At 70.5% G+C, this 26,521-nt stretch carries 16 protein-coding genes and 1 tRNA gene; 5 read left to right on the top strand and 12 right to left on the bottom strand.

Annotated elements, in window-relative coordinates; all coding sequences use genetic code 11:
- The first annotated feature begins 154 nt into the window (after positions 1-154).
- The 3 genes from ACWDVB_RS02425 to ACWDVB_RS02435 all read left to right on the top strand — a co-directional run bounded on the left by ACWDVB_RS02425 (position 155) and on the right by ACWDVB_RS02435 (position 6,636).
- The gene (locus tag ACWDVB_RS02425; protein WP_451518380.1) at positions 155-4,831 is read left to right on the top strand and encodes an ATP-dependent helicase; all 4,677 of its coding nucleotides are present in this window, start codon (positions 155-157) and stop codon (positions 4,829-4,831) included.
- 78 nt (positions 4,832-4,909) lie between these two features.
- Positions 4,910-5,710 (top strand): Fpg/Nei family DNA glycosylase, encoded by an 801-nt coding sequence (locus ACWDVB_RS02430; protein WP_451518381.1) that lies wholly within the window; start codon positions 4,910-4,912, stop codon positions 5,708-5,710.
- A gap of 92 nt (positions 5,711-5,802) precedes the next feature.
- On the top strand, positions 5,803-6,636 hold the full coding sequence (locus ACWDVB_RS02435; RefSeq protein ID WP_451518382.1) for an SDR family NAD(P)-dependent oxidoreductase: 834 nt from the start codon (positions 5,803-5,805) through the stop codon (positions 6,634-6,636).
- Here ACWDVB_RS02435 and ACWDVB_RS02440 read toward each other — a convergent pair.
- The 10 genes from ACWDVB_RS02440 to ACWDVB_RS02485 all read right to left on the bottom strand — a co-directional run bounded on the left by ACWDVB_RS02440 (position 6,584) and on the right by ACWDVB_RS02485 (position 21,584).
- Positions 6,584-6,883, bottom strand: coding sequence for a hypothetical protein (locus tag ACWDVB_RS02440; protein WP_451518393.1), 300 nt, complete (start codon positions 6,881-6,883; stop codon positions 6,584-6,586). The genes ACWDVB_RS02435 and ACWDVB_RS02440 overlap by 53 nt on opposite strands.
- 168 nt (positions 6,884-7,051) lie before the next feature.
- Entirely contained in the window at positions 7,052-7,522 is a 471-nt protein-coding gene (locus ACWDVB_RS02445; protein ID WP_451518394.1) for a Dps family protein, read from the bottom strand.
- Positions 7,523-7,767: 245 nt separating this feature from the next.
- A complete protein-coding gene (locus ACWDVB_RS02450; RefSeq protein WP_451518383.1) occupies positions 7,768-8,151 on the bottom strand; it encodes a helix-turn-helix domain-containing protein in 384 nt (127 codons plus the stop codon).
- A 109-nt stretch (positions 8,152-8,260) separates the two neighbouring features.
- On the bottom strand, positions 8,261-8,809 hold the full coding sequence (locus ACWDVB_RS02455; protein WP_451518395.1) for a CinA family protein: 549 nt from the start codon (positions 8,807-8,809) through the stop codon (positions 8,261-8,263).
- Between the two features lie 47 nt (positions 8,810-8,856).
- Entirely contained in the window at positions 8,857-9,558 is a 702-nt protein-coding gene (pgsA, locus tag ACWDVB_RS02460) for a CDP-diacylglycerol--glycerol-3-phosphate 3-phosphatidyltransferase (protein WP_451518384.1), read from the bottom strand.
- Complete coding sequence (gene rimO, locus ACWDVB_RS02465) at positions 9,555-11,027, bottom strand: 30S ribosomal protein S12 methylthiotransferase RimO (protein ID WP_451518385.1); 1,473 nt, start codon at positions 11,025-11,027, stop codon at positions 9,555-9,557. Before rimO ends, pgsA begins: the two co-directional genes overlap by 4 nt.
- Positions 11,028-11,165: 138 nt before the next feature.
- Positions 11,166-12,068 (bottom strand): helix-turn-helix domain-containing protein, encoded by a 903-nt coding sequence (locus ACWDVB_RS02470; protein ID WP_451518386.1) that lies wholly within the window; start codon positions 12,066-12,068, stop codon positions 11,166-11,168.
- Positions 12,069-12,254: 186 nt separating this feature from the next.
- Positions 12,255-15,023: a DNA translocase FtsK gene (locus tag ACWDVB_RS02475; protein WP_451518387.1), complete on the bottom strand. Its 2,769-nt coding sequence runs from the start codon at positions 15,021-15,023 to the stop codon at positions 12,255-12,257.
- 125 nt (positions 15,024-15,148) lie between these two features.
- The gene (locus ACWDVB_RS02480) at positions 15,149-15,832 is read right to left on the bottom strand and encodes a response regulator (RefSeq protein ID WP_451518388.1); all 684 of its coding nucleotides are present in this window, start codon (positions 15,830-15,832) and stop codon (positions 15,149-15,151) included.
- Between the two features lie 244 nt (positions 15,833-16,076).
- Entirely contained in the window at positions 16,077-21,584 is a 5,508-nt protein-coding gene (locus ACWDVB_RS02485; protein ID WP_451518389.1) for a HAMP domain-containing protein, read from the bottom strand.
- Positions 21,585-21,919: 335 nt separating this feature from the next.
- On the opposite strand from ACWDVB_RS02485, the gene ACWDVB_RS02490 reads away from it, so the two are divergent.
- Positions 21,920-24,541, top strand: coding sequence for a SpoIIE family protein phosphatase (locus tag ACWDVB_RS02490; RefSeq protein WP_451518396.1), 2,622 nt, complete (start codon positions 21,920-21,922; stop codon positions 24,539-24,541).
- A 94-nt stretch (positions 24,542-24,635) separates the two neighbouring features.
- Here the strand turns inward: ACWDVB_RS02490 and ACWDVB_RS02495 are convergent.
- A tRNA-Thr gene (locus ACWDVB_RS02495) sits at positions 24,636-24,708 on the bottom strand.
- A gap of 117 nt (positions 24,709-24,825) precedes the next feature.
- On the opposite strand from ACWDVB_RS02495, the gene ACWDVB_RS02500 reads away from it, so the two are divergent.
- Positions 24,826-25,743: an alpha/beta hydrolase family esterase gene (locus tag ACWDVB_RS02500; protein WP_451518390.1), complete on the top strand. Its 918-nt coding sequence runs from the start codon at positions 24,826-24,828 to the stop codon at positions 25,741-25,743.
- A gap of 16 nt (positions 25,744-25,759) precedes the next feature.
- Here the strand turns inward: ACWDVB_RS02500 and ACWDVB_RS02505 are convergent, their stop codons facing one another.
- Positions 25,760-26,422, bottom strand: a complete 663-nt coding sequence (locus tag ACWDVB_RS02505; protein ID WP_451518397.1) for a DegT/DnrJ/EryC1/StrS family aminotransferase — start codon at positions 26,420-26,422, stop codon at positions 25,760-25,762.
- Between the last annotated feature and the right edge of the window lie 99 nt (positions 26,423-26,521).

Genomic DNA, 26,521 nt, shown 5'->3' on the forward strand with positions numbered 1-26,521 from the left:
GCGGGGCCGCAACAGGTCGACGCCGGGCAGCTCGCCGTGCCGCCGGTGCCAGGCCCGCTCCGCCGAACCCGCCATGCCTCCATTCTGCGACCTGCGCGCAATGCCATTTCCGCAGGTCGACGCCGTTGTCAGTGGCGGGGTGCACGATGGGGTCATGGTCAGCTCCGCGTCCGGTGCCCACAGCGCCCTCGACGAGTTCTCCCCCGCGACCCGCGACTGGTTCACGGGGGCCTTTTCCGCGCCCACCCCCGCCCAGGCCGGTGCGTGGCGGGCGATCTCCGAGGGTGCCGACGTGCTGGTCGTCGCGCCGACGGGTTCCGGCAAGACGCTGGCCGCGTTCTTGGCCGCGCTCGACCAGCTGGCCTCGACGCCGCCGCCCGCGGACCCGAAGAAGCGCTGCCGGGTGCTGTACGTATCACCGCTGAAGGCCCTCGCGGTCGACGTGGAGCGCAATCTGCGCAGCCCCTTGACCGGCATCCGCCAGGAAGCCGTGCGCCTCGGCCTGCCCGAGCCGGAGGTGCGCGTCGGCATCCGTTCGGGCGACACTCCGCCCGCCGAGCGCCGCGCCCTCTCCACCCGCCCGCCGGACATCCTGATCACCACCCCCGAGTCGCTCTTCCTGATGCTCACCTCGGCCACCCGGGACGCGCTCACCGGCATCGAGACGGTGATCCTCGACGAGGTGCACGCCGTCGCGGGCACCAAGCGCGGCGCCCATCTCGCGCTGTCCCTGGAGCGGCTCGACGAGCTGCTGCCGAAGCCCGCGCGCCGCATCGGCCTGTCGGCGACGGTGCGGCCGGTGGACGAGGTGGCGCGCTATCTCTCCCCCAAGCGCAAGGTGGAGATCGTCCAGCCGCCGTCCGACAAGGTGTTCGACCTTTCGGTGGTCGTCCCCGTCGAGGACCTCGGTGAGTTGGGCGGCTCCCCGGTCGCCGACTCCGGAGACGGCACGGGCGCGGCAGCCGAGCGCCCGTCGATCTGGCCGCACGTCGAGGAGCGCATCACCGATCTCGTCCAGGCGCACCGCTCGACGATCGTCTTCGCCAACTCCCGCCGCCTGGCCGAGCGCCTGTGCAACCGCCTCAACGAGATCGCGTACGAACGAGCGACCGGTGAGGCCCTCCCCGAGCACCACTCGCCCGCGGAGATGATGGCAGAGTCCGGCGCCGCCAAGGGCGCTCCACCGGTCCTGGCCCGCGCCCACCACGGCTCGGTCTCCAAGGAGCAGCGCGCGCTGGTCGAGGAGGATCTGAAGGCAGGCCGGTTGCCGGCCGTGGTCGCCACCTCCAGTCTGGAGCTGGGCATCGACATGGGCGCGGTCGACCTGGTCGTGCAGGTCGAGTCGCCGCCGTCCGTCGCCTCCGGTCTGCAGCGTGTGGGCCGCGCGGGCCACCAGGTGGGCGCGGTCTCCACCGGAGTCGTCTTCCCCAAGTACCGAGGCGACCTGGTCCAGGCGGCCGTCGTCACGGAGCGGATGCGGACCGGCGCCATCGAGTCTCTGCGCGTCCCGGCCAATCCTCTGGACGTGCTGGCCCAGCAGCTGGTGGCGATGGTCGCGCTCGACACCTGGCAGGTCGACGACCTCCTCACGGTGGTCCGCAGGGCCGCCTCCTTCGCCTCGCTCCCGGAGTCCGCGTTCACGGCCGTCCTGGACATGCTCGCGGGCCGCTATCCCTCCGACGCCTTCGCGGAGCTGCGCCCCCGCGTGGTCTGGGACCGCGTGGCGGGCACGGTCACCGGGCGGCCGGGCGCACAGCGCCTCGCGGTCACCTCCGGAGGCACGATTCCCGACCGCGGACTCTTCGGGGTCTTCCTCGCCGGCGCCGACCCGAAGAAGGGCGGCGGCCGCGTCGGAGAGCTCGACGAGGAGATGGTGTACGAGTCCCGGATCGGTGACGTCTTCACGCTCGGCACGAGCTCCTGGCGCATCGAGGACATCACCCGTGACCGTGTCCTCGTCTCCCCCGCTCCCGGTGTCCCCGGCCGCCTGCCGTTCTGGAAGGGCGACCAGCTGGGGCGCCCGCTTGAACTGGGCCGTGCGCTCGGTGCGTTCCTCCGGGAGGTCGGCGCGCTCTCGCGGGAGGACGCGCGCGTGCGGTTGCTCGCCGCGGGGCTCGACTCCTGGGCCGCCGACAATGTCCTGACGTACCTCGCGGAGCAGCGCGAGGCCTGCGGTCACATCCCGGACGACCGCACGATCGTGGTGGAGCGGTTCCGCGACGAGCTGGGCGACTGGCGGATCGTCGTGCACTCGCCCTTCGGAGCGCAGGTGCACGCGCCGTGGGCCCTCGCCCTGGGTGCCCGTCTGACCGAGCGGTACGGCATGGACGCGCAGGTCATGCACGCCGACGACGGTATCGTGCTGCGCTTGCCCGACGCCGACCTGATGGGCCTGGACCTGCTCGACCAGGACCCCGCCGAGCCCGCCATGGAGTACGACGCCGAGAAGGCCCCCATCGGGGCCGCCGATGTCGCCTTCGACAAGGGCGAGGTCAACCAGATCGTCACCGACCAGGTGGGCGGCTCGGCCCTGTTCGCCTCCCGCTTCCGGGAATGCGCCGCCCGCGCCCTGCTGCTGCCGCGCCGCAGTCCCGGCAAGCGCACCCCCCTGTGGCAGCAGCGCCAGCGCGCCGCGCAACTGCTCGAAGTGGCGAGCGAGTACGGATCGTTCCCGATCGTCCTTGAGGCCGTCAGGGAGTGCCTCCAGGACGTCTTCGACGTACCGGGCCTCACGGAACTGATGGGCGACATCGAGTCCCGCAGCGTCCGCCTCGTCGAGGTCACCACTCCGGAGCCCTCTCCCTTCGCCCGCTCGCTCCTGTTCGGGTACGTGGCCCAGTTCCTGTACGAGGGTGACTCGCCGCTGGCCGAGCGGCGCGCGGCGGCCCTCTCCCTGGACTCCCATCTGCTCGCGGAGCTCCTCGGCCAGGCGGAGCTGCGCGAACTGCTCGACGCGGACGTCCTCGCCGAGCTGGAGCAGGAGCTCCAGTGGCGCACGGAGGACCGTCGGATCAAGGACTCCGAAGGCGTCGCCGACCTGCTGCGCCTCCTTGGACCCCTCACCGAGGCCGAGTTGGCCGAGCGCGGTGCGGAGCCCGAGTGGGCCGCTGAGCTGGCGTCCGCCCGCCGCGCCATCCGGGTCCGGATCGCCGGGGCCGAGCACTGGGCGGCGATCGAGGACGCGGGACGCCTGCGGGACGCCCTCGGCACGGCCCTGCCGGTGGGCGTCCCCGAGGCGTTCACCGAGCCGGTCAAGGACCCCCTCGGCGACCTCCTGGCCCGCTTCGCGCGCACGCACGGCCCGTTCACGTCCGCCACCGCGGCCGCCCGCTTCGGCCTCGGAGCGGCGGTCACGGAGGGCGCGCTGCAACGCCTCGCGGGGAACGGCCGCGTCGTACAGGGAGAGTTCCACCCGGCGGGCATCGGCCAGGAGTGGTGTGACGCCGCGGTCCTTCGCCGCCTGCGCCGCCGATCCCTGGCGGCCCTGCGGCACGAGCTGGAGCCGGTGCCACCGTCCGCGCTCGCCCAGTTCCTGCCCCAGTGGCAGCACCTGGACGGCCATGGCCTGCGAGGCATCGACGGCCTGGCGCGCGCCGTCGAGCAGTTGCAGGGGGCGACCGTCCCGGCATCCGCGCTCGAAAAGCTCGTCCTGCCGTCGCGGGTCTCCGGCTACACCCCCGCCATGCTCGACGAGCTGACCGCGGCCGGCGAGGTGGTCTGGGCCGGCGCCGGATCCCTGCCGGGAAAGGACGGCTGGGTCTCCCTCTACCTGGCGGACACTGCACCCCTGCTCCTGCCGCCCCCGCATCCCCTGGAACTCACCGCCCTGCACCAGTCCGTCCTGGACACCCTCTCCGGGGGGTACGGCCTCTTCTTCCGCCAGATCGCCGACCAGGTCCGCGCCACCACCCACCCCGAAGCCTCCGACCCCCAACTGGCCGACTCCATCTGGGAGCTGGCCTGGTCGGGACGGCTCACGAACGACACGCTCAGCCCGATGCGCTCGCTCCTCGGCTCGGGCCGCACCGCGGGCGCCACGGCCCACCGCGCCAAGCGGGGCATCCCGCGCGGGCGCTACGGCACGCTGACCGCCGCCGCCCGTACCGCCTCCCGCAGCGGCCCGCCGACGGTCGCGGGCCGCTGGTCGCTGCTTCCGCCGCGCGAGTCCGACCTGACGGTGCGCGCGCACGCCCTGGCCCGCTCCCTCCTGGACCGGCACGGTGTGGTCACCCGTGGTGCGGTGGCGGCCGAAGGTGTCGAGGGCGGCTTCTCGGCGACGTACCGTGTCCTGTCCGTCTTCGAGGACAGCGGCCAGGCCCGGCGGGGCTACGTGGTGGAAGGGCTCGGCGCGGCCCAGTTCGCGATGGACGGCGCGGTGGACCGCCTGCGCGCCACGGCGAACACGCGGGAGCGTACGGGCACTTCACGCCCCTCCGACGCCCAGGCCACCGTCGTCCTCGCCGCCGCCGACCCCGCCAACGCGTACGGCGCCGCGTTGCCCTGGCCCGAGCCCCCGACCGGCGCGAGCCACAAGCCCGGCCGCAAGGCGGGCTCCCTCGTCGTCCTGGTCGACGGCGAACTGACGCTGTACATGGAGCGCGGCGGCAAGACACTCCTCGCCTGGCCCGGCGTTCCCGAGGAACCGGTCACCGAGGATCCCCGCCTGCACGCGGCCGCCGGGGCCCTGGCCGCAGCCGCCCGAGCGGGCTCCCTCGGCACGGTCACCGTGGAGCGCGTCAACGGCGCCGCCGCCCTGACCTCCCCCTTCGCCCCCCTCCTGGAAGGAGCCGGTTTCCACGCCACCCCACGGGGCCTGCGACTGCGCGTGTAACGGTGCCCGCCCCGGGCGCTGGGCAACGTGCCCACACGCGTGCCCCCGCCCCACCCCCCTCCATGCCACCCTGGACCCATGCCCGAAGGAGACACCGTCCACCAGGCGGCCCGGCGGCTGCACAGCGCTCTCGCCGGGCATGCCCTCACGCGTTCCGACCTTCGCGTGCCCAAGCTCGCGACGGTCGACCTCACCGGGCGCACCGTCCTGGACGTGACCCCGCGCGGCAAGCACCTCCTCACCCGCATCGAGGGCGGCCTCACCCTGCACTCCCACCTCCGCATGGACGGCGCTTGGCGGGTGTACGCCTCCGGCGAGCCCTGGCGCGGCGGCCCGGCACACCAGATCCGGGCCATCCTCGGCACCGCCGAGCAGACCGCCGTCGGGTACCGCCTGCCCGTCCTCGAACTGCTCCGCACCGCCGACGAGAGCAAGGCCGTGGGCCACCTGGGCCCGGACCTCCTCGGCCCCGACTGGGACCCCGAGCGCGCGTTGGGCAACCTCCGGGCGACACCCGACCGCCCCCTCGGCGAAGCCCTGCTGGACCAGCGCAACCTCGCGGGCATCGGCAACATCTACAAGAGCGAGCTCTGCTTCCTCCTGGGCGTCACCCCCTGGCTCCCCGTGGGCGAACTGCCCGAGGAGACGGCGACCCGCCTCCCCGCGTTCGCCAAGAAGCTCCTGGAAGCCAACCGCGACCGGCCTTCCCGCACCACCACCGGCCGCCCCCGCACCGGCCAGCGCCTGTACGTGTACGGCCGCGCGCCCCGCCCCTGCCTGCGCTGCGGCACCTCGATCCGCGTGGCGGAGCAGGGAGACGGCTCCCGCAGCCGCCCCACCTACTGGTGCCCCACCTGCCAGCAGGGCCCGACCCCCTGACACGGCTGCCTCCGCCACGCCCGCACCACGGCGGGCCCCGCGTCCACACCAACCAGTTGACGCCCCGTCAGGTCCGGCCGTACCGTCCCGTCATGCCCGTCAAGGCGTACGACCTCACCGGACGCACCGCATTCGTCACCGGCGCCGCCAGCGGCATCGGCCGCGCATCGGCCCTGCTCCTGGCCGAGGCCGGAGCCACCGTCCACTGCGCCGACCGCGACACCCAGGGCCTCCACGAGACAGCGACGCTCATCAAGGCGGCCGGCGGCGCGGCCCACACCCACCGACTCGACGTCGCCGACAAGGAACAGATAGACCAGGCCGTCACAACCGCCACAACCACCGCACCCCACGGCCGACTCGACATCATGGCCGCCATCGCCGGAGTCATGCACAGCAGCTCGGTCCTGGAGACCCGCGACGAAGACCTCGACCGCGTCCTGGACATCAACTTCAAAGGCGTTCTCTACGCCTGCCAGGCGGCAGCCCGCGCCATGATCGACGCCCGTAAGGGCGGCAGCATCATCACCATGGCCTCAGGAGCGGTGGACACCGGCGGCCCCGGCCTCCTCTGCTACGGCGCCTCGAAGGCCGCCGTCGTGCAGCTCACCAAAACCCTGGCCACGGAAGTCGGCCCGCACGGCATCCGGGTCAACGCCGTGGCGCCGGGCTGGATCCGCACGCCCATGACGGCCCGCCACGACACACAAGAAACGCCCGCCGAAATCCAAGGCCAAGCCCAAGCCCAAACCACGGCCCGAGCCCCAGCCCACACCGAAGAGATCATGACGCGCATGTCTCCCCTGCGCCGCGTCGGCGAACCGGATGACATCGCACACGCCGTGCTGCACCTCGCGTCCGACGCCTCGTCCTTCACGACGGGCCAGATCCTCCGCCCCAACGGCGGCGTCGCCATGCCTTGGTAGCCAGCCCCCGCCCCACCCCTCGTGCCCGCCTCTCAAGCTCACCCCCTGACCGCCGGGCCCTCGCCGCCCCCACAGCCCGCGACTTCGGCACGCAGTGCACAGGAAGCAGACTCAGCCCCCACCCCCCGGCGGCGACCGCCCCTTCCAGGGCCCCCGCGTCGGGCGCGAAAGCCAGCCGCAGCACACCCCACCACCACACCGCGCCGATCCCGACGACAGGCGCCCACCGCACCACCCGCCACGTCACGGCTGTCACGTTCACGGTTGTCACGGCTGTCACCTCCCGTCGACGCGAGATCGACGCTAAACGCCCGGGTTCACCCGCCGGGAGGGCGCACCACCAGCATCGGAAGCACTACGGGGGCGCGCTGCGGCGCGCCAAAAGGGGCCACAGACGGCAACGGCAAAGGTCGACTCAGCCGTTCTCGGCCTGGAACATCCAGTGATGCTTCTCGAGGTCAGCCGTGATCCCGATGAAGATGTCCTGGCTGACCGGGTCCGCCTCACCGGTCGTGTCGATCCGCTCACGGAAGCGCGTGATCACCGCGCCGAGCGCGTCCACGAGTACCCCGATCGCGTCCGAGTCCCTGATCCAGCCCTCAGGGACCTTGCCGATGCCGCTGCTCTGCGCCACGGTCGCCGCGCGCCCGTCGGGCGAGACACCGAGCGTGGAGGCGCGCTCCGCCACCGTGTCGGAGTGCTGCCTCGCGGTGTCGACGACCTCGTCGAGCTGCAGATGTACGGAACGGAAACGCGGTCCGACGACGTTCCAGTGGACCTGCTTGGCCACCAGCGACAGGTCGACCAGGTCCACCAGCGCGCCCTGCAGCGCCTCCGAGACCGTCTTCTGGTCCGCGTCGGACAGGGGGCTCTTGGCGACGTACATCTGTCTCCTCCAACTCATCGACGAACGAGAGAAACCCTCATCAACCATGGCATAAATAGCCCGATACGGCTGATTAAGCTGACTTAAGGGCTCTTCTATCCCCTCTGAGTACTCCTACACAGGACGTCCGTCACAGAACGCCCGTCACAAGGCATCTGTCCTTTCCGGAAACGCAAAAGGTCCCGACCGAGTACCCGGTCGGGACCTTCACACGCATGGGCGGCGCTCTCAGCCAAGAAGGGCCGTCACGCCGCGACGACGTCCACCGCCTCGGCGGGCGCCTTGATCGTCACCCGTTCCGGTGGCACACCGGCCACGGAGACGGAGACGGAATTGAGCATCGGGCGAACCGGCGCACGCACCGGTTCCGTGACTGCTGCTGCAGACTCGGCCAGCTCGGCGAGCGACAGTTCGTCACTCACTTCCCGCATCAGCTCGGACATCCGTACGTCAAGCGCGTCGCAGATCGCGGAAAGCAGCTCGGAGGATGCCTCCTTCTGCCCCCGCTCCACCTCGGAGAGATAGCCGAGCGAGACTCGGGCGGACGAGGAGACTTCGCGCAGAGTACGGCCCTGGCGCTGGCGCTGCCGACGCAGCACGTCACCCAGCAGGCGACGGAGCAGAATCATCGGTGGCTCCCTCCTCGGACCGCGTAGCCGCATCCTTCACGCCCCACCGTACCGCCTCGTGCGGCGGCCGTGCGGGGAGCGATGTCGTGTTCACTCAGGGCTGCAAACATCAATTCCCCCCGTTCTGTTCCGTATCCTGTGCCCGCCCGTTCCCGGCAGGTTCGCCTGCCAGCTGCTCCACCAGCAGCGTGAGCACGCTCCGTACACTCTCCATACGGATTTCCGAGCGGTCGCCGTTCAACCGCAGAGCGGCCACTTTCCCCTCGGCTCCGCCACGGGCGTAACCACGCACGCTGTCCGTACCGGGCCCCGCGACCGCCACGAAGACGGTCCCGACGGGCTTGCCGTCCTGGGCCTCGGGCCCCGCGACACCGGTGGTCGCGATCCCCCAGTCGGTGCCCAGCGCCTTCCGCACGCCGACCGCCATCTGCCGTGCCACCTCGGCGTCCACCGCTCCGCGTTCGTCCAACAGGGTGCCGTCGACCCCGAGCACGTCCCGCTTCAGATCAGTGGCGTACGCCGTCACGGACCCCCGGAAGACCGTCGAGGCCCCGGGCACCGCCGTGATCTCGGAGGCCACCAGTCCCCCCGTCAGCGACTCGGCGACAGCGAGCGTCTCGCCGCGCGCGGCCAGGAGCCGCAGCACCCTCGCCGACACCGCGCGCCCGCTCGCCGACACCGCGGCCGCCGACAGTCCGGGGGATGTCACTTCGCGGCCTCCCGGGCGGACTCCGACGCCGCCGTACGCTCCTCGGCCATGCCCTGCTTGCGCAGTACAACGGCCTGCTTCACATAGTCCAGTCCGGTCACCACCGTCAGTACGACGGCGACCGCCATCATCCAGAACCGCAGTGTCGCGAGCGGTCCCGTCAGGGCGAGAACGTACATGCCGACCGCCGTGCCCTGCGCGAGCGTCTTCATCTTGCCGCCGCGACTGGCCGGAATGACGCCATAGCGGATCACCCAGAACCGCAGCAGCGTGATGCCGAGCTCGCGCCCGAGAATCACTCCGGTCACCCACCAGGGCAGGTCGCCGAGCCAGGACAGACAGATCAGCGCGGCGCCCATGATCGCCTTGTCGGCGATGGGGTCGGCGATCTTCCCGAAGTCCGTGACCAGGTTGTATGTGCGTGCCAGGTGTCCGTCGAAGAGGTCGGTGATCATGGCGACGGCGAAGGCGGCCCAAGCGAAGGACCGCCAGGCCGGGTCGTCACCGCCGTTGCCGAGCAGCAGCATCACAAAGCCCGGTACGAGCAGCAGCCTGACCATGGTGAGCAGGTTGGCGACGTTCCACAGGCTGGCCTGATTGACGGCCGCAGCACCCAGCTTCCCGCCACGCACCGGCTTGGCGCCCGGAGCGCCTTGCGTGCCGGAACCGCCTGACGCGGATGCCGGGACTCCGGTCATCTGCCGGCCTCCTCGAGACACTCAGCCACCAAGTCCACGCCCTCCGTGCCGACGACCTTTGCCACGACCATACGGCCGACCTGCAGGCCGTCCCCACCGATGGTGCCCGTCAGACGGATCTGGCCGTCCGTCTCCGGGGCCTGGTGCGCGGCGCGGCCGAGCGGGCCCTCCTCCTCGTCCAGGGACTCGACGAGGACCTCGACGGTCTCCCCGAGCCGCTCGTCCGCGCGCTGCGAGGTGAGCTCCTCGGCGAGCCGAGCGATGTGCGCGAGCCGCTCGTCGACGACGTCCTGGTGCAGCTTCTCGTCGTACGTCGCCGCCTCGGTGCCCTCCTCGTCGGAGTACCCGAAGACGCCGATGGCATCCAGCCGCGCGCCGGTCAGGAAGCGCTCAAGCTCGGCGAGGTCGCCCTCGCTCTCGCCGGGGAAGCCGACGATGAAGTTGGACCGGACACCGGCCTGCGGCGCCTTGGCCCGGATGGTCTCCAGGAGCTCCAGGAAGCGGTCGGTGTCGCCGAAGCGCCGCATCGCGCGCAGCACGCCGGGCGCGGAGTGCTGGAAGGACAGGTCGAAGTAAGGGGCGACCTTCTCCGTCGACGTGAGTACGTCGATGAGTCCGGGCCGCATCTCGGCGGGCTGCAGGTAGCTGACCCGCACCCGCTCGATTCCGTCGACGGCGGCCAGCTCGGGAAGGAGCGTCTCCAGGAGGCGGATGTCGCCGAGGTCCTTGCCGTAGGAGGTGTTGTTCTCGGAGACGAGCATGACCTCCTTGACGCCCTGCTCGGCGAGCCAGCGGGTCTCGCCGAGGACGTCGGAGGGCCGGCGCGAGATGAAGGAGCCGCGGAAGGACGGGATGGCGCAGAACGAGCAGCGCCGGTCGCAGCCGGAGGCCAGCTTCACGGAGGCGACGGGGTTGCTGCCGAGGCGGCGGCGCAGCGGGGCGCGCGGCCCCGAAGCGGGCGCGACGCCCTCGGGCAGGTCCTTGGGGGGCTCTACGGGTGCGTGCCCTGGCAGGGCGATCCCGGCGCCGGCGTCCTGCCGCTCCGCGGGGCTGATCGGCAGGAGCTTGCGCCGGTCACGCGGGGTGTGCGCCTCGACGCTGCCACCGCTCAGGATGGTCTGCAGCCGGTTGGAGATGTCGGAGTAGTCGTCGAATCCGAGCACGCCGTCGGCCTCGGGCAGCGCGTCGGCGAGTTCCTTGCCGTACCGCTCGGCCATGCAGCCGACCGCGACGACGGCCCGGGTCTTGCCGTGGCCCTTGAGGTCATTGGCTTCGAGGAGGGCGTCGACGGAGTCCTTCTTGGCGGCTTCGACGAAGCCGCAGGTGTTGACGACGGCGACGTCCGCGTCCTCGGCGTCCTCGACGAGCTGCCAGCCATCCGCCTCCAAGCGGCCTGCGAGCTCCTCCGAGTCCACCTCGTTACGGGCGCAGCCAAGAGTGACAAGGGCGACGGTGCGGCGTTCGGGCATGGTCTCAAGACTACTTCGTCCATGGATCGGCCCCGGCCGCCAGGGTTACCCGGCCGTCGGTCCGCGGTCGTCGGCACGTCATCCCGACGTCACCGCGGTCCGGGCCGCGTCGCAGGTCAGCCGCCCCGCGGGCGTCGGTCAGCCGACTTCCGGGTCACCCTTGGTGTAAGTGAGGCGCTCCACTTGACCGGGCTCGAATTCGTTCTCGACCTGCTTGCCGTTCACGTACAGATGGATCGCGCCCGCGTCGCCGAGGACGAGGTCGATCTTCTTCTTGTCCTGGAACGTCTTGTCCTGGCCCTGCTCCAGGACGCCGTCGAAGAGCGTGCGGCCGTTGTGATCCTTGGCCGAGATCCAGCTGCGGCCGTCCGCGGCGGCGACCTTGACCGTGACCTTGTCGCCCGGCACACCGGCGATGGCGCTGTCCGACGGGTCGGGTTTGGGGTCGGCGGGCTTGTTGGGCTTGGGCTTCTGGGCGGGCTTGGTGGTGGCGGGCTCGGAGCCCTCGGCGACCGCGTTCGGCCCGGCACCGTCGTCCCCGCCGTTGAAAGCGGTGAAGCCGACGAAGCCGATCACCGCGACGATCGCTGCGACCATGGCGGCGGTCCAGTTCGGCCGGCGCGCGTCGGAGCGGATGCGTTCGGCCTCGAAGAGGGGCGCCGCCGGCGTGGGCCCGGGCGGACGTCCGCCGCGCCCCTCGTCGTACCGCGCGAGCAGCGGGACCGGATCGAGCCCGACGGCGCGCGCCAGCGTCCTGATGTGGCCACGGGCGTACACGTCGCCGCCGCACCGCGAGAAGTCGTCCTGCTCGATCGCGTGCACGATGGGGATGCGCACCCGGGTGGACGTGCTGACCTCGTCGACGGTCAGGCCGACGTCGACGCGCGCCTGCCGCAGGACGTGGCCGATCGAGGGCCGGTCGTCGGCCGGGCGGTCACTTGCCTGGCTCTCGTCGGCCGGGCTCTCGTCGGCCGGGCCGGCGGTTCGGTCGAGGCGGTCGTCTGAAGGTCGGTCGTCTTCAGGGGATTTGCCGATGGACACGGGGGCGCCTTTCGAGCGTGTAGCCACCTGCCGGAGGTTCAGTTTAGGGGGGCCGCGAAAGAGTGGGGCAACCGGACGGACGGTCTTTGTACGCCATCGGAATGGCCGGACATCCCGATGGTGGACATTCTCCTGTCCCTCGCTCAACTTGACGTATGCCGAAGGGAAACGGTTGCCTCACGATTCTTACGGGTGAGCCTCCCCGCGGATCACGGCGAGCACGCCGTCCAGCTCATCGGGTTTCACGAGAACGTCCCGCGCCTTGGAGCCCTCGCTCGGGCCCACGATGGAGCGCGACTCCATGAGGTCCATCAGCCGTCCGGCCTTGGCGAAGCCCACGCGCAGCTTGCGCTGGAGCATCGACGTGGACCCGAACTGGGTGGAAACGACCAGTTCAGCGGCCTGGCACAGCAGATCGAGGTCATCGCCGATGTCCTCGTCGATCTCCTTCTTCTGCTTGGTGCCGACGGTCACGTCGTCGCGGAAGACGGGCGCCATCTGGTCCTTGCAGTGCTGGACCACCGCGTGGATCTCGTCCTCGGTGACGAAGGCGCCCTGCATTCGGGTGGGCTTGTTCGCCCCCATCGGCAGGAAGAGACCATCACCCTTTCCGATGAGTTTCTCTGCACCCGGTTGGTCGAGAATGACGCGGCTGTCCGCGAGCGAGGAGGTCGCGAAGGCGAGCCGCGAAGGGACGTTCGCCTTGATCAGACCGGTCACGACGTCCACGGAGGGCCGCTGCGTGGCGAGCACCAGGTGGATGCCGGCCGCGCGCGCGAGCTGCGTGATGCGCACGATCGAGTCCTCGACGTCGCGCGGCGCGACCATCATCAGGTCGGCGAGCTCGTCGACGATCACCAGCAGATACGGGTAGGCCTGCAGCTCCCGCTCGCTGCCCTCGGGCGTCTTGAGCTTGCCCTCGCGGACGGCCCGGTTGAAGTCGTCGATGTGCCGGTAGCCGAACGCCGCCAGGTCGTCGTAGCGCAGATCCATCTCGCGCACGACCCACTGGAGTGCCTCGGCGGCCCGCTTGGGGTTGGTGATGATCGGCGTGATCAGGTGCGGGATGCCCTCGTACGCGGTGAGCTCGACGCGCTTGGGGTCGACGAGGACCATCCGTACGTCCTCGGGGGTCGCCCGCATCATGATCGAGGTGATCAGACAGTTGATGCAGGACGACTTGCCGGAGCCGGTGGCTCCGGCGACCAGGATGTGCGGCATCTTCGCCATGTTGGCCATGACATAGCCGCCCTCGACGTCCTTGCCGAGCGCGACGAGCATCGGGTGGTCGTCCTCGGCGGCGTCCGCGAGGCGCAGCACGTCGCCGACGTTGACCATCTCGCGGTCGGTGTTGGGGATCTCGATGCCGACCGCGGACTTGCCGGGGATCGGCGAGATGATCCGCACGTCCGGGGAGGCGACCGCGTACGCGATGTTCTTGGCCAGCGCCGTGATCTTCTCGACCTTCACGGCGGGGCCGAGCTCGATCTCGTAGCGCGTGACCGTCGGGCCGCGCGTGAAGCCGGTGACGAGCGCGTCGACCTTGAACTCCGTGAACACGTTCGTCAGTGAGGCCACGACCGCGTCGTTGGCGGCGCTGCGGGTCTTGCCGGGGCCGCCGCGCTCCAGGAGGTCGAGCGAGGGCAGCGCGTACGTGATGTCGCCGGCGAGCTGGAGCTGCTCGGCGCGTGGCGGCAGGTCGCGGGGGGTGTCGGGCGCGGACTTGGTGAGGTCCGGAACGACGCCCTCAGCGGCCTCCTGCGGCTTCTTCCTGAGCTTGCCGGGCACCGGCGCGTTCTGGGCGCGCGCGGGCGGCACGGGGGCCGTACGTGCCCGCTCCTCGCGCTCTTCGCGCTCCCCCGAGACCCCCTGCGTCAGATCGGCGACCAGCGGCGAGGGCGGCATGCCGTGCAGGACGGCGCCGTCCAGGTCTGCGGCCGCGGCGGCCGCCACGTCCACGGCGTCCATCGGCCGGCCCATGTCCGGCTGTACGGGGGTCCTGCGCGGCCTGCGGCGCTTGGTGAGCGCCTCCTCCTCGGCGGGGTCGGGGGCGTACGCGTCGGGGGCGGCGGTGCGCCGGCGCGAGGACCGGGCGGGCAGCGCCTCGCGCCACTGCTCGTCGTAGCGCTCGTCGTCGCCGCCGAACTCGTCGACCTCGGGATCCGGCTGGATCACGCCGAGCTTGATGCCGAGCAGCCGCAGCCGCTGCGGGATGGCGTTGACGGGCGTCGCCGTGACGACGAGGAGCCCGAAGACGGTGAGCAGCACCAGCAGCGGCACCGCGAGGATCTCGCCCATGGTGTAGATCAGCGGCGTGGAGGCGCCCCAGCCGATCAGGCCGCCTGCGTCCCTTATCGCCTGCATGCCGTCGCTGCGGGCCGGTGAGCCGCACGCCACGTGGACCTGGCCGAGGACGCCGATGACCAGGGCGGACAGGCCGATCACGATGCGGCCGTTCGCCTCGGGCCTCTCCGGGTGGCGGATGAGGCGTACGGCGATGGTGCCGAGCAGCAGCGGCACGAGCAGGTCGAGGCGGCCGAAGGCGCCGGTCACCAGGGCCTCGACGAGGTCGCCGACGGGGCCCCGCAGATTCGACCAGGTGCCCGCCGCGACGATCAGGGCGGTGCCGAGCAGCAGCAGGGCGAGGCCGTCCTTGCGGTGCGCCGGGTCCAGGCCCTTCGCGCCGCGCCCTATGCCGCGGAACGTGGCGCCGACCGCGTGCGCGACGCCGAGCCAGACGGCACGCACCAGGCGGTACACGCCGCCGGTGGGACTGGGCGCCGACGCGGGCTTCTGCACCGCGGCCTTCTTGGCCGGTGCCCTCTTCGCGGGCGCCTTCTTCGCCGCGGTCTTCTTCGCGGGCGGTTTGGCAGCGGCCTTCTTCACCGGAGCCTTCGTCGGCGCGGCCGCCTTCTTCGCGGGCGTCTTCTTGGCTGCGGGCTGACGTGAGGCCATGGGTGTGAGGTTACCGTTGTCGACCACTGCGGACACGTGTGCCCACTGCTTCACCCGTCCGTGTCGCCCTTGCGGAGACGGTGAACTGACGGGAACTCACCGGGTCCGCGGGGCGACGTACCGCGTCAGTTCTGCGAGGGGACCGATGTGGCGCCGCTGCCGGTGCCCGGTTCCAGGGCGTCAAGAGCCCGCCGCAGACCCGTGAGTTTGCGTTCGAGATGGGCGGCGGTGGCGACCGCCGCGGCGTCCGCCGACTCGTCGTCCAGCTGCTTGGAGAGCGCCTCGGCCTGCTCCTCGACGGCCGCGAGCCGCGCCGACAGCTCGGCGAGCAGACCCGCCGGCTCCTTCGGGTCGCCCGCCGCGGACTTGCCGCCGCCTTCGAGCTGGAGACGCAGCAGGGCTGCCTGCTCCCGCAGTTGGCAGTTCTTCATGTACAGCTCGACGAACACCGAGACCTTCGCGCGCAGCACCCACGGGTCGAACGGCTTGCTGATGTAGTCCACCGCACCCGCCGCGTAGCCGCGGAAGGTGTGATGCGGCCCGTGGTTGATGGCGGTGAGGAAGATGATCGGGATGTCCCGGGTCCGCTCCCGCCGCTTGATGTGCGCGGCGGTTTCGAAACCGTCCATTCCTGGCATCTGGACGTCCAGCAGAATCACCGCGAAGTCGTCCGTGAGTAGTGCTTTGAGCGCTTCCTCCCCGGAAGATGCCCGCACCAGTGTCTGATCGAGCGCAGAGAGGATGGCCTCCAGCGCCAGCAGATTCTCCGGCCGGTCATCGACCAGGAGGATCTTGGCCTTCTGCACCATGGCCCGCCCTCCTCGCCCCGGCGGTACACCGGGCGCCGCCCCAGAGGACGACTCCCTTGCGCCGCCCGTCCTTGTGCCGGTCATGGTAGCCGCACCCCGCCTGTCGCCACACCCTGTCACCGCGATGTCACTGTGCACGTAGCAGAAACGCGGTGGGAGACCAGAAGGTTCCCCGAATACCGCCGTTCTACACGACCTCGGCCACACTCTGTCAGCAACTCCGTGTGACGAAGCCGGTTCTCGGTCATTGACCGCGCATCCACTGCTCCATCACCGACAACAGGTGATCCGGATCGACCGGCTTCGTGACGTAGTCGGAAGCTCCGGAGTCGATCGCCTTCTCCCGGTCGCCCTTCATCGCCTTCGCCGTGAGCGCGATGATCGGGAGCCCGGCGAACTGCGGCATCCTGCGGATCGCCGTCGTCGTCGCGTACCCGTCCATCTCCGGCATCATGATGTCCATCAGGACGACCGTCACGTCGTCGTGCTGCTCCAGGACCTCGATGCCCTCGCGGCCGTTCTCGGCGTACAGCACCGACAGGCCGTGCTGCTCCAGGACGCTGGTGAGCGCGAAGACGTTGCGGATGTCGTCGTCGACGATCAGGACCTTCTCGCCCTCGAAGTGGAAGCCGGGCCGCTCGGCCCGCGCCTCCGTCCCCGTGGCGGGCCACTGCTCCTGCGGCCGCTGGTCCTGGGTGCCGCCCACCGGCTGCCCCGGCATGACGGGCGGCTGCTCCGGCGTGGGCACCGCGCGACGGCGGCGCCGGAAGAGCGCCGCGGGGCCTGTCGGCGCGTCCTGGCGCACCACGGTGTGCTCGACCGGCGCCGTGGCCCCGGCCGCCGCCGACGCGCTCTCCGGGGCGGGCAGCTCCGCCACGGAGGGCGCGGGCGCGAGCTGCGCGTAGCCCTGGGGAGGCAGTTCGCTCGGGTGCAGCGGCAAATAGAGCGTGAAGGTCGAGCCGCGGCCCGGTTCGCTCTGGGCGTGGATCTCACCGCCGAGCAGCCGCGCGATCTCCCGGCTGATGGACAGGCCGAGGCCCGTGCCGCCGTACTTCCGGCTGGTCGTGCCGTCGGCCTGCTTGAACGCCTCGAAGATGACCCGCATCTTGCTGGCGGCGATGCCGATGCCGGTGTCCGTCACCGAGAAGGCGATCAGGTCGGCGCCCGCGTCCCGCAGTGAGCCGGCCTCCAGGAGCTGCTCGCGGATCGCGTTGGGCACGTCGTTGTTGGCGTGCCGGATCACCAGCTCGACCGCTCCGGAGTCGGTGAACTTCACCGCGTTGGACAGGAGGTTGCGCAGCACCTGGAGCAGGCGCTGCTCGTCCGTGTGCAGCGTCGCGGGCAGCTCCGGGGACACGCGTACGGAGAAGTCGAGCCCCTTCTCCGCGGTCAGCGGGCGGAACGTGGCCTCTACGTAGTCGACGAGTTGGACCACGGCGATGCGCGTCGGGGAGACGTCCATCTTGCCCGCCTCCACCTTCGACAGGTCGAGGATGTCGTTGATGAGCTGGAGCAGGTCCGAGCCCGCGCCGTGGATCGTCTCGGCGAACTCCACCTGCTTCGGGGTGAGGTTCGAGTCGGCGTTGTCGGCGAGCAACTTGGCGAGGATCAGCAGGGAGTTGAGCGGTGTGCGCAGCTCGTGCGACATGTTCGCCAGGAACTCGGACTTGTAGCGCATCGAGACCGCGAGCTGCTCGGCGCGCTCCTCCAGGACCTGCCTGGCCTCTTCGATCTCGGTGTTCTTGACCTCGATGTCGCGGTTCTGCTGGGCCAGCAGCTCGGCCTTCTCCTCCAGCTCCGCGTTGGAGTCCTGGAGCGCCTTCTGCCGACTCTCCAACTCCGCCGAACGTTCCCGCAGTTGTTCGGTCAGTTCCTGCGACTGCTTGAGCAGCACCTCGGTCTTCGTATTGACGCTGATGGTGTTGACACTCGTCGCGATCATCTCGGCGATCTGGCTGAGGAAGTCCTTCTGGATCTGCGTGAACGGCTGGAACGCGGCCAGCTCGATCACGCCGAGCACGGTCCCTTCGAAGAGCACCGGAAGCACGATGACCTGCGCGGGCGGCGCCTCGCCGAGGCCGGACGCGATCCGCAGATAGCCGGAGGGCGCGTTCTCCACGAGGATCGTGCGCCGCTCCTTGGCTGCCGTGCCGATCAGCGTCTCGCCGGGCCTGAAGGACGTCGGCATGGACCCCATGGAGTAGCCGTAACTGCCGAGCATGCGCAGCTCGTACGCGTCCTCGTGATCGCCACCGAGATCCTTGCCGTCGTCCGTGGGCATCGCCAGGAAGAACGCTCCGTGCTGCGCGGAGACCACCGGCGTCAGCTCGCTCATGATCAGCGAGGCGACGTCCTCCAGGTCGCGGCGGCCCTGCATCAGGCCGGAGATCCGCGCGAGGTTGCCCTTGAGCCAGTCCTGTTCCTTGTTGGCGAGGGTGGTGTCGCGGAGGTTCGCGATCATCGTGTTGATGTTGTCCTGAAGGACCTGGATCTCGCCCGCCGCGTCGACCTCGATCTTGAGGTTGAGGTCACCACGGGTGACCGCGGTGGCGACCTTGGCGATGGCGCGCACCTGGCGGGTGAGGTTTCCGGCCATCTCGTTCACGGACTCGGTGAGGTCGCGCCATGTTCCGTCGACGTCACGCACGCGTGCCTGACCGCCCAGCTGGCCCTCCGTGCCCACCTCGCGGGCGACCCGCGTGACCTGCTCGGCGAAGGACGACAGCTGGTCGACCATCGTATTGATGGTGGTTTTGAGCTCCAGGATCTCGCCCCGGGCGTCAATGTCGATCTTCTTGGTCAGATCGCCCTTGGCGATCGCGGTGGTCACCATCGCGATGTTGCGGACCTGTCCGGTCAGGTTGGACGCCATCGAGTTCACGGACTCGGTGAGGTCCTTCCACGTACCGGAGACGCCCGGCACGCGCGCCTGGCCGCCCAGGATGCCGTCCGTGCCCACCTCACGGGCCACACGCGTGACCTCGTCGGCGAACGAACTCAGCGTCGTCACCATGGTGTTCACCGTGTCGGCGAGCTGCGCGACCTCGCCGCGCGCCTCGACCGTGACCTTCTTGGTGAGGTCGCCGTTGGCGACCGCCGCCGAGACCTGGGAGATGTTCCGCACCTGGCTGGTCAGGTTGTTGGCCATCAGGTTGACGTTGTCGCTCAGGTCCTTCCAGATGCCGGTGACGCCCGGCACGCGCGCCTGGCCGCCCAGCTGGCCCTCCGTGCCCACCTCGCGGGCCACGCGCGTGACCTGCTCGGCGAACGAGGAGAGCTGGTCGACCATCGTGTTCACCGTCGTGACGAGTTCGAGGATCTCGCCCTTCGCGTCGACGGTGATCTTCTTGGAGAGGTCGCCCATGGCGACGGCCGTGGTGACCTCGGCGATGTTCCGCACCTGGAGGGTGAGGTTGTTCGCCATGCCGTTCACGGACTGCGTGAGGTCCTTCCAGGTGCCCGAGACGCCCTGCACCTCCGCCTGGCCGCCGAGGATGCCGTCGGTGCCCACCTCGCGGGAGACCCGCGTGACCTGCTCCGCGAAGGCCGACAGCTGGTCGACCATCGTGTTCAGGGTGTTCTTCAGCTCCAGGATCTCGCCGCGCGCGTCCACGTCGATCTTCTGGGACAGATCACCGCGGGCCACCGCCGTCGCGACCTGCGCGATGTTGCGCACCTGCGCGGTGAGGTTGCCCGCCATGCCGTTCACGGAGTCCGTCAGATCCCGCCACACACCGGCGACGCCGGGCACCTGCGCCTGGCCTCCCAGGCGTCCCTCGGTGCCCACCTCGCGGGCCACCCGGGTCACCTGGTCGGCGAAGGCCGAGAGCTGGTCCACCATCGTGTTGATGGTGTTCTTCAGCTCCAGGATCTCGCCGCGCGCGTCGACCTCGATCTTCTGGGACAGGTCACCGCGGGCCACGGCCGTCGTCACCTGCGCGATCTGACGCACCTGCGACGTCAGATTCCCCGCCATGAAGTTGACGGAGTCGGTCAGGTCCTTCCAGGTGCCGCTGACGCCGTCCACGCGGGCCTGCCCGCCGAGGCGCCCCTCCGTGCCCACGTCCCGCGCCATCCGCGTGACCTGGTCGGCGAAGGACGACAGCTGGTCCACCATCGTGTTCACGGTGTTCTTCAGCTGAAGCATCTCGCCGGACACGTCCACGGTGACCTTCTGCGAGAGGTCGCCGTTCGCCACCGCCGTCGTCACCTGCGCGATGTTGCGCACCTGCCCGGTGAGGTTGCGGAAGGCGGTGTTCACCGAGTCGGTGAGGTCCTTCCACGTGCCCGCCGCGCCCTGCACCTGCGCCTGGCCGCCCAGCTCACCCTCGACGCCGATCTCACGCGCCACACGCGTGACTTCGGAACCGAAGGCGGAGAGCTGGTCCACCATCGTGTTCACGGTGTTCTTCAGTTCGAGCATCTCGCCCGCGACATCGACGGTGACCTTCTGCGACAGGTCGCCGTTGGCCACGGCCGTCGTCACCTGCGCGATGTCCCGCACCTGTGTCGTGAGGTTGCGGAAGACCGTGTTGACCGAGTCCGTGAGGTCCTTCCAGGTCCCCGCCGCGCCCGGCACATTGGCCTGACCGCCGAGCTGCCCCTCCGCGCCGACCTCGTTGGCCACGCGCGTGACCTCGTCCGCGAACGTGCGCAGCGTCTCGGTCATCTGGTTGATCGTCTCGGCGAGCTGGGCGACCTCGCCGCGCGCGCTCACCGTGACCTTCCGCGACAGATCACCGTTCGCGACCGCGGTCGTCACCTCCGCGATCCCCCGCACCTGGGCGGTGAGGTTGCCCGCCATGAGGTTCACGGAGTCGGTGAGGTCCTTCCACACCCCCGCCACGCCGGGCACCTGCGCCTGGCCCCCGAGCTCGCCCTCCGTGCCGACCTCGCGGGCGACGCGGGTCACCTCGGAGGAGAACGAGGACAGCTGGTCCACCATCGTGTTGACGGTGTTCTTCAGCTCCAGCATCTCGCCCGCGACATGAACCGTGACCTTCCGGGACAAGTCACCCTTCGCCACGGCCGTCGTCACCAGCGCGATGTCCCGCACCTGCGCCGTCAGTCGGTACGCCATCGTGTTGACCGAGTCCGTGAGGTCCTTCCACGAACCGGACATTCCGCGCACCTTGGCCTGCCCGCCCAGCTTGCCCTCGGTGCCGACCTCGCTGGCCACGCGTGTGACCTCGTCGGTGAAGGTGGAGAGCTGGTCGACGAGGTTGTTGACCGTCCGCCCGACCTTGAGGAACTCCCCGCGCAGCGGATGGCCGTTCCCGTCCACCCCCTGCGCCCGCAGCTCCATGCGCTGCTCCAGGTCGCCCTCCGCCACCGCGGAGAGGACCCGGCCGACCTCGGAGACGGGACGTACAAGATCATCGACCAGGGCGTTCGACGCCTCGATCGCGGCCGCCCACGAGCCCTCGCTCGCTCCGCCCTCCAGCCGTTCCGTGAGTTTTCCCTCACGTCCGACCATGCGCCGCACCCGCGAAAGCTCACCCGTCAGGTGCAGATTCCGGTCGGCGACCTCGTTGAAGACCGCGGCGATCTGCGACATGACGTCGTCACCGGAGACCGTAAGCCTCTTACGGAAGTTGCCGTCCCGCATCGCCGCCAGCGCCGCGAGCAGCCGATTCAGGGCCGCCGCGTCCACGGAGGCAGTCGCCCCATTGCGCGGTTTGCGCTGTTTATTCAGGGACTGTCCGTCTTTCGCGCGCGTGTCAGTGCCCCGCGTCGCTGCGCCAGACTCCACTGTGTCCCTCCCGCAAGGGTCGACCTACTGCTTGAGCTGCCCGGGCTGTCTCCATGAAGCTTGCCCAGTGTTTCACCATGGCCGAACCAGGCCATAACAGTTCGGCAGCTTCGCACACCGTCCGCACACCCTCCGGGCGGAAACACTGACGACCGGCATCAGCATGGACGGCGAAGGTAAGTAACCTTGCATCCGGCTGTCCAACCACCCCGGTCCTGCCCGGCCAGGGCGGTGGTACACGAACAAGCGGGCATCGGAGGGGCGGCCGCACCATGAGTTCGCGAGAACTGGGCGTCGACACGGTCGACATCGTCGATACTCGTACGAGGAGTGCTGTGATCACCGCGCGTGCGGCTGCCACCTTCGAGCCCGTCGGCCGTTCCGTCGCGACGGCCCGCTCATTCGTGCGCGACACCCTCCAGGGCTGGGGGTTCTCGGACATCGTCGACGACGCCGTCGTCCTCACCAGCGAACTGGTGACCAACGCCGTGGTGCACGCCGGCACGGCCGCCGACGTCCTCTGTCTGCGCAGCGACGACGCCGTACGCATCGAGGTCTCCGACCGCTATCCGGAGCGCGAGATCCCGCTCCAGCAGTCCTCGATCAACATGGGCAGCCCCGACCGCGAAGGCGGCCGCGGCCTCCAGCTCTGCGCCGCGCTCGCCACCCGCTGGGGTGTCGACTACACCCCCACGCACAAACAGGTCTGGTTCCAACTGGACCTCCCCCACCGCTCGGTGGGCACCCGCACCGCGGGCCCCGCGCTCCCGGCCGACCTCCTGCCCGTCGCCGACGGCAGGATCCGCGTCGCCGTCATCCAGATCGACCGCGTGGGCGCCATCTCCGCCTGGAACGAAGACGCGGAGGACCTCTTCGGGTACGCCGCCGAGCAGGTCGCCGGCAAGCCGCTGAACGACCTGGCGGCCTGGCCCCACACCCCCGGCACCAGCACCGGCATCGCCGAGGCCCTGCAACTCTCCCGCTGGGAAGGCAGCTACGGCATCCGCGGCTCCCACGGCCGCGTCATCCCCGTCTACGCCTCGCACCTGCGCGTCCGCGACACCGGCGGCGAGCCGTCCACGGTCTGCCTTCTCGTACGCGATGACGAGCGCGCCGTGCTGCAGACCCCGCTGCGCGGCGCGACACCCGAGCAGGCCACGCTCAGCGAGCCGAACGCCACGGACCCCTTCGAGGTCTTCATCGGCTCCCCCGCCCCCGAGGACCTCGACGGCCTGCTCCAGCGCACCGTCGAGCGCGCCCGCGACATGCTCGACGGCGACGCGGCCTTCCTGCTCCTGGCCACCGACGACGAGACGGAGCTGGAGGTCCGCGCCTCCACGGGCCTGCCGTCGGCCCGCCAGCGCTTCGCCCGCGTCCCCGTCGAGGCGGGCCCGGGGCGGTACGGCTCGGCCCGCATGCCGGCCGTCCACGAGGACCTCACCGTCGTCCCCGGCGCCGTCCCGCTCCTCAGCGGCACGGGCATGCGCTCCGTCGTCACGGTCCCCCTCAAGGTCGAGGGCCGCCTCACCGGCTCCCTCGGCGTCGCCGCGGAGGCCCCCGACCGGTACTCGAACGAAGAGGCGCTGCGCCTGCAGTTCGCCGCCGACCGCATCGCCCTCGCCGTGGAGTCCGCGCGCCTCGGCGAGCTGGAAAGGCTCCGCCGCGGCTCGCTCTCCTTCCTCGTCGAGGCCTCCGACCTCCTCGCGGGCACCCTCGACCGCGACCAGACCCTGGCCCTCATGGCCCAGATGACGGTCCCGACGCTCGCGACCTGGTGCGCCGTCTACACCATCGCCGACCAGTCCGCCGAGCCCTACCTCTCGTACGTCCTGCACGAGGACGAGGAGCGCATCGACGGACTGAAGGCGCTCCTCTCCAAGATCGCCCCGCCGGACCCGGTCCCCACCCCGGGCGCCCGCGTCTGGGCTGCCCCCTCGGAGGCCGCGCACCAGGCCGCCCTGCGCACCTCCATGCGCAGCCTGGGCCTCGGCGAGCCCATGACCCTCGGCTCGGGCATCGGTACGACGCTCTCCACGGCGTCCGCGGTGGGCGGCGAGACCGTCGTCCTCCCCCTGGTCGCCCGCAACCGCGTCATCGGCATGCTCACGCTGGGTAAGCCTTCGGACGAGCACTTCCGCCAAGAGATCCTGGAATTGGCCGAAGATCTGTCCCGCCGAGCGGCCCTGGCGCTGGACAACTCCCGCCTCTACTCCGAGCGCATGGCCATCAGCCAGTCCCTCCAGCGCAGCCTGCTGCCGCCCGGCCTGCCCCAGATCCCGGGCGTCGAGGTCGACGTCATCTACCGCGCGGCCGGCGAGGGCAACGAGGTCGGCGGCGACTTCTACGACCTCTTCCCGATCCGCGACGGCGCGTACGGCTTCGCCATCGGCGACGTCTGCGGCACGGGCCCCGAGGCCGCCGCCGTCACGGGCCTGGCCCGGCACGCGCTGCGCCTGCTCGCCCGCGAGGGCTTCGGCGGCCCCGCGGTCCTGGAGCGCCTGAACGCCGCGATCCTCGACGAAGGGGCCCGCAGCCGCTTCCTGACGCTCCTCTACGGCGAGTTGTGGCCCCAGGAGGACGGCTCCGCGGTCCTGAAGATCGTCTGCGCCGGCCACCCGCTGCCGCTCCGCCTGCGCCAGGACGGCACGGTCGAACCGTACGCGGAACCGCAGCCGCTGCTCGGCGTCATGGACGACCTCGAACTGTACGAGCAGACGATGACCCTCGACCCCGGCGACGTCCTGCTCTGCGTGACCGACGGCGTCACCGAGCGCCGCGAGGGCACCCGCATGCTCGGCGACGACGGCCTCGCGGAGGTTCTGACGACCTGTACGGGCCTGACGGCCGGCGCGGTGGCCGCCCGCATCATGCGCGCGGTGGAGCGCTTCGCTTCCGACGCCCCGTCCGACGACATGGCCATTCTCGCGATGCGCGTCCCGGGCCTGCAGAAGGACTGAGCACACCGGGGCGCCTCAGGGTGCCCCGGGCGCACACCGCCCCATGAACGCGATGAAGGCCCCCGCCCAACCGGGCGGAGGCCTTCACAAGTTGAGCCCCCAAGCGGAATCGAACCGCTGACCTTCTCCTTACCATGGAGACGCTCTACCGACTGAGCTATAGGGGCCTGCTGCCCTCCGCGGTTTCCCGCGCGGCAACGGAATAGATCATACCTGAATTCTTAGGCCCCTCCGAACCGCCCATTCCTCTGGACCGCCGGTCCCGGCACTGCCACTGTGCGCGCATGCCGACCAGACGAGTCACGCATCCGCGGTCCGCCTTGGCCCTGGCCACCGTCCTGCTCCTGCCGCTCGTGGCCTGCGGATCCGACGACGACAGAAGCACCGCGGACCCGGCGCCCACAAAGAAGCCGGCAGCCACGGAGATCCCGCGCCCCGGGAGCCAGAAGGTCACCCTCTCCTGGAAGGGCGAGAAGCGCGTCTACACCGTCCACGCCCCACCCGGATACTCCCGCTCCGAGCAACTGCCTCTCGTCATCGCCATGCACCCCTATCCGGCCGACGGCAAAGCCATGGCCGCGATCAGCGGCCTGAACACCAAAGCCGACAGGGAGAATTTCCTCGTCGCCTACCCCGACGGTCTCCACCAAGGCTTCAACGCCCTCATCTGCTGCGGCACCGAGGACGACGTCGGATTCATCCGTACGCTGACCAAAAGGCTGACCGGCACCTGGAACGCCGATCCGGCCCGCGTCTACGCGACGGGCATCTCCAACGGCGGCGACATGTCGTACAAGCTCGCCGTCGAACTCCCCGGCACCTTCGCGGCCATCGCGCCGATCAGCGGCGGCTATCTCGGCACCGACGCGGAAAAGGCCTCGTACATGCCGAAGACCCCGGTCTCAGTGATCACCTTCATAGGCGGCCTCGATGAGCATTACGCCGACATGGACGCGGGCATCGACGCCTGGCAGAAGCGCCTCTCCTGCAAGCCGAGCGAGCCCCGGGAACTGAGGAAGAAAATCAAGAGGACGGCCGCGAAGTGCCGCGACGGCTCGGACGTGGTCGTCTACCGGCTGCCCGAAATGGGCCACTCCTGGCCGGACGGCGCGGGCGGCGGCATGTCCGACCCGGAAGCCGGCGTCAACGCGACCGACCTGATGTGGGAGTTCTTCAAGTCCCACACCAGAAAGGCTTCCTGACGCGACGCGCGCATTCCTAGAAGGCGGGCTGGAGAAGCCCACCCAACGCGTTGCAGGCGGAGACGACGCGCTGGAGGTCACGCCGCGACATCGACGCGTCGACCGGCAACGCCAGCGTCTCGTCCGCGGCCCGCTCGGTCTCGGGCAGGCGCACATCCCTGCGGAACCGCGGCAGCCGGTGCACGGGCGTCTTCACGGGCACCCAGCAGTTGACTCCCTTGGCCCGTACGGCGCGTGCGAACGCGTCCCGGTCCGGCCGCCCGTTCCCGGGCACACGCACCACGTACTGCTGATAGCTGTGCCCCTCGCCGCCGTCCGGCGTCATGACTCCGCTGAGCCGGCCACTGAGGTACGCGGCATGCGCCCGCCGCCGCTGAGAGCCCTCGTGCGGGGTCTCCGACTCGCCCCGCTCCAGGACGAGAAGCCCCTGCCGCTGCCCTACGTCGCGAAGTCGCCGTACGTCGGCCCGGTTCCCGAAGCGGTGCACGACGATGACGGCGGCCGTGCGCGGGGTGACCGCGGCGGCGACGGCGTCAGGGTCGAGGCAGTACGTCGCCGGCTCTATGTCGGCGAAGACCGGCAGCGCTCCCGCGAGGACCACGGCCTCGGCGACCTCGGCGTTCCCGTAGGCGGGCACGACGACCTCGTCACCGGTACCGACACCAGCGGCGCGCAACATTCCAACTGTCCCCATGTCTGCGGATGTTGGCTGCACAACGTGAACGGCAAGTGACGGAAAACAAAAAAGAGCTGGTCCCTGAACCGAAGTTCAGGGACG

It is taken from the genome of Streptomyces sp. NPDC003379 (assembly GCF_053589195.1).

What these genes read in the sequence shown, in the direction of transcription:
- ACWDVB_RS02450 (WP_451518383.1), bottom strand. Translation starts at nt 8,151, where the DNA reads ATGATTCTGCTCCGTCGCCTGCTGGGTGACGTGCTGCGTCGGCAGCGC.
- ACWDVB_RS02505 (WP_451518397.1), bottom strand. Translation starts at nt 26,422, where the DNA reads ATGTTGCGCGCCGCTGGTGTCGGTACCGGTGACGAGGTCGTCGTGCCC.
- ACWDVB_RS02475 (WP_451518387.1), bottom strand. Translation starts at nt 15,023, where the DNA reads ATGGCCTCACGTCAGCCCGCAGCCAAGAAGACGCCCGCGAAGAAGGCG.
- ACWDVB_RS02425 (WP_451518380.1), top strand. Translation starts at nt 155, where the DNA reads ATGGTCAGCTCCGCGTCCGGTGCCCACAGCGCCCTCGACGAGTTCTCC.
- rimO (WP_451518385.1), bottom strand. Translation starts at nt 11,027, where the DNA reads ATGCCCGAACGCCGCACCGTCGCCCTTGTCACTCTTGGCTGCGCCCGT.
- ACWDVB_RS02430 (WP_451518381.1), top strand. Translation starts at nt 4,910, where the DNA reads ATGCCCGAAGGAGACACCGTCCACCAGGCGGCCCGGCGGCTGCACAGC.
- pgsA (WP_451518384.1), bottom strand. Translation starts at nt 9,558, where the DNA reads ATGACCGGAGTCCCGGCATCCGCGTCAGGCGGTTCCGGCACGCAAGGC.
- ACWDVB_RS02480 (WP_451518388.1), bottom strand. Translation starts at nt 15,832, where the DNA reads ATGGTGCAGAAGGCCAAGATCCTCCTGGTCGATGACCGGCCGGAGAAT.
- ACWDVB_RS02435 (WP_451518382.1), top strand. Translation starts at nt 5,803, where the DNA reads ATGCCCGTCAAGGCGTACGACCTCACCGGACGCACCGCATTCGTCACC.
- ACWDVB_RS02445 (WP_451518394.1), bottom strand. Translation starts at nt 7,522, where the DNA reads ATGTACGTCGCCAAGAGCCCCCTGTCCGACGCGGACCAGAAGACGGTC.
- ACWDVB_RS02500 (WP_451518390.1), top strand. Translation starts at nt 24,826, where the DNA reads ATGCCGACCAGACGAGTCACGCATCCGCGGTCCGCCTTGGCCCTGGCC.